General features: G+C 71.2%; 13 protein-coding genes. 7 read left to right on the top strand and 6 right to left on the bottom strand.

The window, feature by feature from the left end:
- From gntA to AC1DP0_RS10755, 3 genes are all read left to right on the top strand, one after another.
- Positions 1-365, top strand: a 365-nt coding sequence (gene gntA, locus AC1DP0_RS10765) for a guanitoxin biosynthesis heme-dependent pre-guanitoxin N-hydroxylase GntA (protein WP_478084463.1), incomplete at its 5' end; no start/stop codon positions are given.
- Positions 362-952, top strand: a complete 591-nt coding sequence (locus AC1DP0_RS10760; RefSeq protein ID WP_478084461.1) for a DUF1989 domain-containing protein — start codon at positions 362-364, stop codon at positions 950-952. The genes gntA and AC1DP0_RS10760, both read left to right, overlap by 4 nt.
- A gap of 38 nt (positions 953-990) precedes the next feature.
- Positions 991-1,668 (top strand): Crp/Fnr family transcriptional regulator, encoded by a 678-nt coding sequence (locus AC1DP0_RS10755; RefSeq protein ID WP_142179195.1) that lies wholly within the window; start codon positions 991-993, stop codon positions 1,666-1,668.
- A gap of 31 nt (positions 1,669-1,699) precedes the next feature.
- Here AC1DP0_RS10755 and AC1DP0_RS10750 read toward each other — a convergent pair whose 3' ends face one another.
- Genes AC1DP0_RS10750 through AC1DP0_RS10730 form a run of 5 tightly spaced genes read right to left on the bottom strand, consistent with a single transcriptional unit; the run spans position 1,700 to position 4,701 of the window.
- The gene (locus AC1DP0_RS10750; RefSeq protein WP_478084459.1) at positions 1,700-2,395 is read right to left on the bottom strand and encodes a nucleoside/nucleotide kinase family protein; all 696 of its coding nucleotides are present in this window, start codon (positions 2,393-2,395) and stop codon (positions 1,700-1,702) included.
- A complete protein-coding gene (locus AC1DP0_RS10745) occupies positions 2,392-3,189 on the bottom strand; it encodes an MBL fold metallo-hydrolase (protein ID WP_478084457.1) in 798 nt (265 codons plus the stop codon). The genes AC1DP0_RS10750 and AC1DP0_RS10745 overlap by 4 nt, the downstream gene beginning before the upstream one ends.
- A 19-nt stretch (positions 3,190-3,208) precedes the next feature.
- Positions 3,209-4,051 (bottom strand): NUDIX hydrolase, encoded by an 843-nt coding sequence (locus AC1DP0_RS10740; RefSeq protein ID WP_478084456.1) that lies wholly within the window; start codon positions 4,049-4,051, stop codon positions 3,209-3,211.
- Between the two features lie 18 nt (positions 4,052-4,069).
- The gene (locus tag AC1DP0_RS10735; RefSeq protein ID WP_478084453.1) at positions 4,070-4,534 is read right to left on the bottom strand and encodes a RidA family protein; all 465 of its coding nucleotides are present in this window, start codon (positions 4,532-4,534) and stop codon (positions 4,070-4,072) included.
- Positions 4,535-4,545: 11 nt separating this feature from the next.
- Positions 4,546-4,701, bottom strand: a complete 156-nt coding sequence (locus AC1DP0_RS10730; RefSeq protein WP_142179199.1) for a DUF4177 domain-containing protein — start codon at positions 4,699-4,701, stop codon at positions 4,546-4,548.
- A 73-nt stretch (positions 4,702-4,774) separates the two neighbouring features.
- Here AC1DP0_RS10730 and AC1DP0_RS10725 point away from each other — a divergent pair, with 73 nt between their 5' ends.
- The 3 genes from AC1DP0_RS10725 (at position 4,775) to bagB (ending at position 7,885) form a co-directional block, all read left to right on the top strand.
- Positions 4,775-5,545: an alpha/beta hydrolase family protein gene (locus AC1DP0_RS10725; protein WP_478084451.1), complete on the top strand. Its 771-nt coding sequence runs from the start codon at positions 4,775-4,777 to the stop codon at positions 5,543-5,545.
- Positions 5,546-5,675: 130 nt separating this feature from the next.
- Positions 5,676-6,713, top strand: coding sequence for an ATPase BagA (gene bagA / locus AC1DP0_RS10720; protein WP_478084448.1), 1,038 nt, complete (start codon positions 5,676-5,678; stop codon positions 6,711-6,713).
- Complete coding sequence (gene bagB, locus AC1DP0_RS10715) at positions 6,710-7,885, top strand: ATPase BagB (RefSeq protein WP_478084446.1); 1,176 nt, start codon at positions 6,710-6,712, stop codon at positions 7,883-7,885. The genes bagA and bagB overlap by 4 nt, the downstream gene beginning before the upstream one ends.
- A 67-nt stretch (positions 7,886-7,952) precedes the next feature.
- Here bagB and AC1DP0_RS10710 read toward each other — a convergent pair whose 3' ends face one another.
- Positions 7,953-8,258: a WhiB family transcriptional regulator gene (locus tag AC1DP0_RS10710; protein ID WP_478084445.1), complete on the bottom strand. Its 306-nt coding sequence runs from the start codon at positions 8,256-8,258 to the stop codon at positions 7,953-7,955.
- 292 nt (positions 8,259-8,550) lie between these two features.
- Here AC1DP0_RS10710 and AC1DP0_RS10705 point away from each other — a divergent pair.
- The coding region (locus AC1DP0_RS10705) for a transglycosylase domain-containing protein (protein WP_478084443.1) at positions 8,551-11,090 on the top strand (2,540 nt) is incomplete at its 3' end.

Below are 11,090 nucleotides of genomic sequence, written 5' to 3'. Positions count from 1 at the left end.
GGGCCGACGGGGTGGGCTCTGACCCCAACGACCCCCACTTCGCCTTCAGCGCAGGTGGCAGCGCCTACTTCATCGTCGGGCTGCACCCGGCTGCGTCGCRCGTGGCCCGCCGGGCACCGCTGCCGACCCTCGTCTTCAACCCCCACGCCCAGTTCGAGGAGCTCCGGGCCGAGGGTCGCTTCGACGGCATGCGCACCACGATCCGCCGCCGCGACGAGGACCTCCAGGGCTTCATCAACCCGATGGTCGCCGACCACGGCGACAGCACCGAGGCGCTGCAGTACTCCGGACGTCACCACGCGAGCGGCTGGCAGCCACCGCTCCACGTGACCCCCGCCACCGACACCACGGAGACCACGACATGACCCTGACGCGGCTCGCACCCCAGACCGGCACGGCCTTCCTCCTCCGGGCCGGGCAGCGCCTCACGGTCGTGGACCCGACGGGCGAGCAGGTCAGCGACTTCTTCGCCGTCATGGACGCCGACCGCGACGAGTGGCTGAGCTCGGGACGCACCATCGACTACGCCAACTCGACCGCCGTGACGACCGGCAGCGTGCTCTACAGCAACCGCAGCCGGCCGATGGCCACCGTCGTCGAGGACACCTGCGGGCACCACGACCTGCTCCTCACGCCGTGCTCGCAGCAGACGTTCGACCTGCTCTACCCGGAGTTCGAGGGTGCCTACCACCCGAGCTGCTTCGAGAACCTCGCGACGAACATGGCGAGCTTCGGGGTCGACCCGGACCGGATCTCGACGACGCTCAACATCTTCATGAACGTCTGGGCCGAGCGGAACGGCGAGCTGCACATCGACCCGCCGACCTCGCGGGCCGGGGACCGCTTCGTCCTGCGGGCCGAGGCCGACCTCGTCGTCGGCCTGACCGCCTGCTCGGCGGAGAAGTCGAACAACGGCGTGTGCAAGCCGATCGACTTCCGCATCGACGACTGACGACGCGAGGCTCGCGGACGACGTGGCACACTGACCCCGTGGATCTCGACGTGGTGAGGCGCGCCCCCCTGTTCAAGGCTCTGGACGACGAGGCGGCCTCCGCGCTGCAGTCGGAGATGAGCCGGTCGCACATGGAGCGCGGAGACGTGCTGTTCCACGAGGGCGACCGGGGTGACACGCTCTACGTCATCGCCGAGGGCAAGATCAAGCTCGGCCGCACGAGCCCGGACGGCCGCGAGAACCTCGTCGCCATCCTCGGCCCGGGCGAGATGTTCGGTGAGCTCAGCCTCTTCGACCCCGGCCCGCGCACGATGACCGCCACCGCGGTCGCCGAGACGCAGCTGCTCGGCCTCGGCAACGACTCGCTGACGGCGATCCTCACGGGACGTCCCGAGGTGTCCAAGACCCTGCTCGCTGCACTCGCCCAGCGCCTGCGCCGCACCAACGCCCACCTCGCCGACCTCGTCTTCACCGACGTCCCGGGCCGCGTCGCCAAGGCGCTGCTCGACCTGTCCGAGCGTTTCGGCCGTCCGGTCGAGGGCGGCATCATGGTCTCCCACGACCTCACCCAGGAGGAGCTCGCGCAGCTCGTCGGCGCCTCGCGCGAGACGGTCAACAAGGCCCTCGCCGACTTCGCGACGCGCGGCTGGCTGCGACTCGAGGCGCGTGCCGTCCTCCTGCAGGACGTCGAGCGGCTCAAGCGCCGCGCTCGCTGAGGACTCGAGTTCGGCCCGTCACCACAGTTGCTCAGCGGTCGAGCAACCAGCCGTCCGGGCCGTTGACGACGAGCCGGTCGGCGCGGTCTGCTGCGGCGGCGACCAGGAGCGCGTTGGCCTCGTCGCTGTGCTCGACCCATGCCGCGGCCTCCGCCGGCTCCTTGCCGAAGGTCACGTGCCGCTCGACGAGGCGCGCCCGGCGCACGTCGTCGTCGCCCGAGACGAACCAGACCTCGGCGAGCCGGTCGCGCGCCCGCGCCCAGCGCGGCTCCGGCAGCAGCAGGTAGTTGCCCTCCGTGACGACGAGCCGCGCCGACGGCGGCACGACCACCGCTGCGGCCAGCGGCTGCTCGAGGGTGCGGTCGAAGCCGGGAGCGTAGACCCACGAGTCCGGCTCGGCCACGACCCGGCCCAGCAGGTGCGCATAGCCCTCGGCGTCGAACGTGTCGGGCGCCCCCTTGCGAGAGCGTGCCCCGAGCCGGTCGAGCTGCACGTCGGCGAGGTGGAAGCCGTCCATCGGCACGTGCGCGACCCAGCCCACCCCCTCGCGAGCGGCGACGGCCCCGACGAGCGCGTCGACCAGCGTCGACTTGCCCGCGCCCGGTGCTCCGGCAATCCCCAGGACGACCCGGCGCCGGTCACCGACGAGCGCCACGGCCGCAGCGGCGATCGCCTCGATGCTCATCGGCGGCTCATCGGAAGCTCGTCGGCGCTCATCAGCACTCATCCGTGCTCGCGGAGGTACTCCAGCTGGGCCCGCACCGACAGCTCGGCCGCCGGCCAGACGCTCCGTGGCACGTCGGCGTAGACCTGCTCGACGACGGCGTATGCCGTCTGCGCACCTCGGGCGACCGCGTCGCGCACCTGGTCCAGTCGTTCCGAGCGGTGCCGGAGGTAGAAGGTGACCGTCGCGGTGGCATCGGCGACGAACGGCCCGTGGCCCGGGAGCAGACTCGTGACGACCCCGGACCGGGTCAGGGCCTCGATGCGGTCGAGCGAGGCGAGGTAGGACTCGAGGCTGCCGTCGGGCCATGCGACGACGGTCGTGCCGCGACCGAGGACGGTGTCGCCGGTGAGCAGCGTGTTGTCGGCCGGCAGGACGAAGGAGAAGGAGTCGCTCGTGTGACCGGGCGTCTCGACGGCGAGGATCTCGAGACCGCCGACCGTGACGGTCTCRCCGGCGCGCAGGTCGTCGTGGCCGCGGCCGAACGCCCGCACCGGCGCACCCGTCAGCTCGTGGAAGCGGTCCGCGCTCTCGGCATGGTCGTCGTGGCCGTGCGTGAGCAGGGTGAGTGCCACCCGTCGGCCGGAGTCGGCCACCCGGCGCAGGACGTGCTGCAGGTGGCTCTCGTCCAGCGGGCCCGGGTCGACGACGACGACCTCATCGGACCCGGGTTCGGCGAGCAGCCACGTGTTGGTGCCGTCGAGGGTCATCGGCGACGGGTTGGGGCACRGCACGCACTCGGCGCGCTCGGTCGTCACACCGCCGTGCCAGGCGTGGTCCGCTGCTTCGCCCTTCACCGACGTCCCACCCCGCACCTCATCGTTCGACGATCTCCATGGCGGCCCCGTCCGGGCCGTCGACGACCTCCGGCATGATGAGCGGCAGGGAGTCGCTGTGCACGACCACCGCTGCAGCAGAGGGCGCGTCGCGGATCTCCTCCACGCAGATGACGGTCGGCGGCAGCATGAGAGCCGTGCCCGCGGCATACGCCCCCAGCAGCTCGGACGGGACGAACCAGTCCGCGTGGTCGGCCTCGGTGGTCTCGCCGTCGGCCACCTGCGAGGCCGGCATGAGCGCGGCGAAGAACCACGTGTCGTAGCGCCGCGGCTCGAAGACCGGGGTCAGCCAGTGCGCCTTGGCGACGATGAGGTCGGACCGCAGGACGAGCCCCCGGTCGTGCAGGACCTCGGCGAGGGAGAGCCGGCGGTCGACGAGACCGAGCCGGATGTCGCGCCACTCGGGGTCGTCGACCCTGGCCAGCGGCCCGCTCGCGGACGGGCTCGCGAGCAGCACGCCGCACTCCTCGAAGACCTCGCGCACCGCCGCAGCGACGTACATCTGCGCCTCGGCGGGCGAGCAGCCGAGCCGCTCCGCCCACTCGGCAGGCGACGGGCCGGCCCACGGCAGACGGGCCTCGCTGTCACGCTCGTCGACGCCGCCCCCGGGAAAGACCATCATGCTCGGCGCGAACTCCATCCCGGAGACGCGCCTGAGCATGAAGACCTCGGGCCCGGCGTCCCCGTCGCGCACGAGCATCACGGTGCTCGCGCGGCGGGGGGTCGCCTCGTCCCACCGTTCGCCGGCAAGCCAGCGGGAGGCCGCGTCGGAGATGCCCGGCGTGGTGGTCAGGGAGAACCGACGGTTCACGGTGTCGGTCACGCGCCGATCACGCGACGATCATCGGGCGACGGAGACGATGACCTCGACCTCGACGGGTGCGTCCAACGGGAGCGCAGCCACGCCGACGGCCGAACGGGCGTGGATCCCCTTGTCGCCAAAGGCTTTGACGAGCAGCTCGCTCGCGCCGTTGATGACCCCGGGCTGGCCGGTGAAGCCCGGGTCGGAGGCGACGAAACCGACGACCTTGACGACACGCGACACGGTGTCGAGGTCACCGATCTCGGACTTGATGGCCGCGATCGCGTTGAGGGCACAGGTCTCGGCGAGGGACTTGGCGGTGTCGGCGTCGACCTCCGCCCCGACCTTGCCGGTCGCGGCGAGCGAGCCGTCGACCATCGGCAGCTGGCCCGAGGTGAAGACGAGGTCGCCCTCGCGGACGACGGGGACGTAGGCGGCGACGGGCGGCACGACCTCGGGTACGGTGAGGCCGAGCCCGGACAGGCGGTCTTCGACGGCAGACATCGATCGGCTCCTCAGGACTTCGGGCGCTTGAAGTAGGCGACGAGGCTCGTGCCGTCGGGACCGTTGACGATCTGGACGAGCTCCCACCCGTCCGCCCCGAAGTTGTCGAGGATCTGCTTGGTGTTGTGGATCAGAAGCGGTGCGGTGAGGTACTCCCACTGGGTCATGGCCCTCACCCTACTCAGTGCGCTGACGGCTCTCGGCGGGTGCGCCGGTGGCGCTGCTGACACGATGACGCCCATGAGCAGCCGCCCCGACCAGACGTCTCCCGCCCAGGCGACGACTCGCTCCTACGGCAGCGACCCGGCGCAGGTCTACGACGTGATCCCGCCGGCCCCTGCGGCTCCCGCCGCTGCCGGCACGGTGGTCGTCGTCCACGGCGGCTTCTGGCGTCAGCAGTACGACCGCGAGCACGCGCGCCCCGAGGCCCAGGCGTTCGCTGCGGCCGGCTACCACGTCGTGCTCGCGGAGTACCGCCGAGTCGGTATGCCGGGCGGCGGCGTTCCCGGGACCCTCGACGACGTGCGCGACCTCCTCGCGGCGGTCTCGTCGCAGGCCGACCTGCCCAAGCCGCTCGTCCTCGTCGGTCACTCCGCCGGCGGACAGCTCGTCACCTGGGCGGCCGGGCAGCCGTGGGCCCACGCGCGCGGGATCGCGGGCGTCGTGTCGCTGGCCGGGGTCGTCGACCTCGGGATCGCCGACCGGATGCACCTGGGCTCCGACGCGACACGCGACTTCGTCGGGTCGGGACCGGGCACCGAGGCCTGGTGGTCCGCCGACCCCATGTCGACGCTGCCGCCGAAGGTGCCGGTGCGGCTCGTCAACGGCGCGGACGACGACACCGTGCCGCACGCGGTCGCCGATGCCTACGTGACCAGGGCCAGGGCTGCCGGCGGCGACGTGACGGAGGACCTCGTCGAGGGCGCCGACCACTTCGCGGTGATCGACCCGACGACGCCCGCCTTCAGCCACGTCCTCACCGCCGTCCGCTCCCTCACGTCGGCGCCCTGACGCCGGCGCCCTGACGCCGGCGGATGGCCGAGCGCCACCCGCTGCCGCCCGTTCCCTGCGTCAGTGCTCCACCCCACGCAGCACTGACGTGTGCCGTGGGGTCGGGGCTGATCGGGAGCCGCCCCGCCCTATGGTGGGACGCGTGACGACGGACTGGGCGCGCGCGCGACTGCACGTCGTGACGGGCAAGGGTGGCACCGGCAAGACCACCGTCGCCTCGGCGATCGCCCTCGCCCTGGGGTCCGCACCGGGCCACGTGCTGCTCACCGAGGTCGAGGGCCGGCAGGGCATCAGCCAGACGTTCGACGTGCCACCGCTCGGCACGGAGGAGACCCGGATCGTCCGCCTCCCCGGCGGCGGCGAGGTGGTCGGCCTGTCCATCGACCCCAAGGCGGCCCTGCTCGAGTACCTCCAGATGTTCTACAAGCTCGGCCGCGCCGGCCGGCTGCTCGAGAAGTTCGGCGCCATCGACTTCGCGACGACCATCGCCCCCGGCGTGCGCGACGTCCTGCTCATCGGCAAGATCTACGAGGCCAACCGGCGCCGCCGCGACGGCCGGCACAAGGGCGACGCCGCCCCGGCATACGACGGGATCGTCCTCGACGCACCGCCGACGGGCCGCATCGGCCGGTTCCTCTCCGTCAACTCCGAGGTGGCCGACCTCGCGCGGGTCGGGCCGATCGCCTCGCAGGCCACCTCGATCACGCGGCTGCTCCAGTCGGACCAGACGGTCGTCCACGTCGTCACCCTCCTCGAGGAGATGCCGGTGCAGGAGAGCCTCGAGTCGATCGACGAGCTGCGCGACAAGGGCCTGCACCCCGGCGCCGTCGTCGTCAACATGGTGCGCGAACYGCTCCTCGACGACGTCGCCCTCGACCAGGCGCGCGGGGGCCGCCTGCACAAGGCATCGATCCGCACCCAGCTCGCCGAGGCAGGCGTCCGCGCGACGCCCGAGCTCGTCGCGGGGCTCCGCGAGGAGGCCCGCGACCACGCGGAGCGCAWCGACCTCGAGCGCGAGCAGCTCGCGCTCCTCGAGGCCACGGGGCTGCCGATCGTCCAGCTTCCCGCGCTGCCGACCGGCGTCGACTCCGGCTCGGTGCGCGAGCTCGCGGACCTGCTCGTGCCGCTCTTCGTCCGTCACTCCGCGACCGAACGGGTGGAGGCATGAGCCCGGGCCCGGTCTCGAGCAAGGCCCCGGCGCTCGACGTCGACGCCCTCATCGACGACCCGAGCACCCAGATCGTCGTCTGCTGCGGCTCCGGCGGTGTCGGCAAGACGACGACGGCCGCGGCGCTCGGCCTGCGGGCAGCCGAGTCAGGACGCAAGGTCGTCGTCCTGACCATCGACCCGGCCCGCCGTCTCGCCCAGTCGCTCGGCCTGACCGAGCTCGACAACACGCCCCGTCCCGTCACCGACATCGACACGACGGCAGGCGGCAGCCTCCACGCGATGATGCTCGACATGAAGCGGACCTTCGACGAGGTCGTCCTGGCCCACTCCGAGCCCGACAAGGCGGAGCAGATCCTCGCCAACCCCTTCTACCAGGCCGTCAGCAGCTCCTTCGCCGGCACGCAGGAGTACATGGCCATGGAGAAGCTCGGCCAGCTCAAGGCGAGCGCCGGCACCGAGGACGCCCCGTGGGACCTCATCGTCGTCGACACCCCGCCGTCGCGCTCGGCCCTCGACTTCCTCGACGCCCCCAACCGGCTCGGCAGCTTCCTCGACGGGCGTTTCATCCGGCTGCTCACCGCCCCGGCCAAGGCCGGTGGACGCGCGGGCCTCAGGGTCTTCGGCGTCGGCGTGCAACTCGTGACCGGGACGATGACGAAGATCCTCGGCGGCCAGATGCTCACGGACGTCCAGACGTTCGTCAATGCTCTCGACACGATGTTCGGAGGTTTCCGCGAGCGCGCCGACGAGACCTACCGGCTGCTCTCGGAGGAGGGCACGGCCTTCCTCGTCGTCGCCGCGCCTGAGCGGGACGCGCTGCGCGAGGCGTCCTACTTCGTCGACCGCCTCGAAGCGGACGGCATGCCGCTGGCCGGGCTCGTCGTCAACCGCATCGGGCGCGTCTCGGCGACCGGGATCAGCCCGTCGCGGGCCCTCGCCGCCGCCGAGGCCCTCGAGGACGGCGGCGGCCCGAAGTCGGCGTCGAACGCCGCCGGCCTGCTCCGGCTGCATGCGGCGCTGGTCCGGACGGCCGAGCGACAGCGCGAGCTGGCCGACCGTTTCTCGCGGTCACACCCCGGCATACCCGTGGTTCAGGTGCCGGCGCTCGGGCGCGACGTCCACGACCTCGACGGCCTGCGCGAGATCGGGCACGCGCTGGCGGGGTCGTGACGCACCCGGTGGGTGGTCACGGCCCCGTCCACGTGTGGAAGCGCCTCAGAGGTGCTTGCCCATCGCCTCAGACGTGCTTGCTCTGGGAGGCCATGCCTGCCCGGAGCGCCGACTTCCACGACGTGATGTCGGGCCGCTTGCGCAGCAGGGCTCGACGCTCGCGTTCGGTCATGCCTCCCCAGACGCCGAACTCGGTCCTGTTGTCGAGGGCCTCGGCCAGGCACTGCGCGAGAACAGGACACGTCTTGCAGACGGCCTTCGCGTCGTGCTGGGCCTTGCCTCTGACGAACAGTGCATCAGGGTCCGCCCCGGAACAGCTGGCCTGACTGGCCCACTCGTCCACCCACGGATCCACCATGACGACAGCACTCATTGTGTTACCCCTCCCCGCTCGGCACCTCCCATGACACCGAGCAGACCCGGACCGTCCCACCGATCCTGGTCACGCGGACCCCCCTTAGGCCCAAACGAGACATTACGAGCGTGAGGCCCGGTCCGACATAGGCTCTATGCATCATTTAGGCGAGCAGGTGACTAGTCACCTGACCACCGTGCCTTGGTTACCGGACAGCGCACCCAGGCGCCACGGAGGCACAGGCGGCACCGGCCGCACCGGCCCACGCACAAACCCGGTGGCCATGGAGCGAGCGGTTACCCTTGGCCCCATGTCTTCACGCACTACCTCGATCGGCGGCGTCATCAGCCTGCTCGGCGCGTTTCTCGCGTCCGCGCTCGTGCTCGGACTGCTCGCCGCCGGCCTGGTGATGCCCGCGGTGGGCGCCACGGGTGCTCTCGCCCGCAGCGGCGTCGACGTCTTCAACGAGCTTCCGAGCGAGTTCACGACCGATCCGCTCGCCCAGACCTCCCGCATCCTGGCCGCCGACGGCTCCGTCATCGCGACGCCGCAGGAGCAGAACCGCACCATCGTGCCGCTGAGCAAGGTCGCGCCGATCATGCGTGAGGCCCAGGTCGCGATCGAGGACCACCGCTTCTACGAGCACGGCGGCGTCGACCTCCAAGGTGTCCTGCGTGCTGCGATCTCCAACATCCGCAGCGGCGCGACGACCTCAGGAGCCTCGTCGCTCACCCAGCAGTACGTCAAGATCTCCCTGCAGTACTCCGCGCTCAACTCCGGCAACACGCAGGCGGCGGCCGCAGCGGTGAAGAAGGACTACATGCGCAAGCTCAAGGAGCTGAAGTACGCGATCACGCTGGAGAAGAAGCTCACCAAGGACCAGATCCTCGAGGGCTATCTCAACCTCGTCTACTACGGGGACCGCGCCTACGGCGTCGAGGCGGCATCCCTGCACTACTTCAGCATCCACGCGGACAAGCTGAGCCTCTCCCAGGCAGCGCTCCTCGCCGGGCTGACGCAGAACCCCGGCACGACCGACCCGGTGAACTTCCCGAAGAAGGCGGTGGCCCGTCGCAACGTCGTGCTCGACCGCATGCACGAGCTCGGCCGGATCACGGACAAGCAGTGGACCGACGCGAAGAAGCGCACCCTCAAGCAGGACATGCGCGTGCAGCAGCCCAAGAGCACGTGCCTCGCGTCGCCCTACCCCTACTGGTGCGACTTCATCGTCAACTACGCGCTGGCGATGCCCGAGCTCGGCAAGACCGTCGAGGAGCGCAAGCGGATGCTCTACCGCGGCGGCGTCACGATCCAGACCACCCTCGACCCGCGGGTGCAGCGGGTGACGCAGCAGGAGCTCACCAAGAAGGTGCCGATCGGCGACCGGTCCCGCGTCGGCGCCGCTGCCTACGTCACGGATCCCTCGACCGGCAAGGTGCTCGCCTTCGCCCAGAACACGACCTATACCGTGGACAAGGAGTCGTCCGGCAAGACGGGCATCAACTGGGCCCTCGACCAGCGCTGGGGCGGATCGGGCGGTTTCCAGTTCGGGTCCACCGCCAAGGCCTTCGCCCTCGTGACCGCCATGGAGTCCGGGATGACGCTGCGGGCGAGCGTCAACGCCAAGGCGGCCGGCGACGGTCACATGGCGGCCTACCAGCCCAAGGACTTCCCTGGCGGCTGCGGACCGGGCGGCCAGTKGAACGTCGACAACGACACGTTCTTTCCCGGCGGCAGCATCAGCCTCATGAAGGCGACCGCGCTGTCGACCAACACGGCCTTCGTGGCGCTCGCACAGCAGCTCGGCGGCTGCAAGGTGCGCGACACCATGCTCCGCCTCGGCCTGCACCAGTCCGATGGGCAGCCGGTCGGGAAGTATGCGCCGCAGTACATCCTCGGCGCCTCCGACGTCTCCCCGCAGGGAGTGGCGCAGGCCTACGGCGTCCTCGCCGCGGACGGCAAGAAGTGCTCGATGATCGCGGTCACGAAGGTCTCGCAGGGCAGCAAGGTGCTGGCCGAGCCGAAGACGACGTGCACCCAGGTCGTCGACCCCGACGTCGTGCACGCGACCGACAAGTTCCTCGAGTACAACATGACCAACGGCTCCGGCATCCGCAACCAGCTCGACGGTGGGGCGCGCCCGGCCGCCGGCAAGACCGGTACGGCCAACAACAACAACGAGTCGTGGTTCGTCGGCTACACGCCGCAGCTCGCGACGGCTGTCTGGGTCGGCACGCCCTACGACCCCATCTCCCGAGTGATGAAGGACGTCACCGTCGGTGGCACCTTCTACCCCGTCATGCACGGTGCCGCGATCGCCGCCCCGATCTGGAAGGGCATCATGAACGGCGCCCTCCAGGGCCAGCCGATCGTGCCGTTCACGGAGCCCTCAGCCAAGTTCACGCAGGGCACCGGAACGCCTCCGGGTGTCATCCCCAGCGTGACGGGGCTGTCGGTGTCCGAGGCGATCTCGACCCTCCAGGCCGCCGGGTACCCCGCCGGCTTCGGGGGCACCATGCGCTCGTCGGTGCCCAGTGGCCTCGTCGCCGGCACCTCGCCCTACGGGAGCGCGCCCAGCGGCACCTTCGTGACGATCTACACCTCGCGCGGCGGTGGCGGCCGGCAGCAGCAGACGCCACAGACCCCACAGACCCCGCAGCCCCCGCAGACCCCGCAGACCCAGCAACCGGCCGTCACCACTCCGGCCCCACCGACCCCCACGGGTGGCGGCAACGGCGGTGGCAAGCCGGGAGGCAAGCCCAGTGGCAAGGCCGTCACCACTCCGGCCCCACCGACCCCCACGGGTGGCGGCAACGGCGGTGGCAAGCCGGGAGGCAAGCCCAGTGGCAA

The sequence above is a fragment of the Terrabacter sp. P5_B1 genome, assembly GCF_056400505.1.
This window is presented reverse-complemented; position numbering and strand designations above follow the sequence as displayed.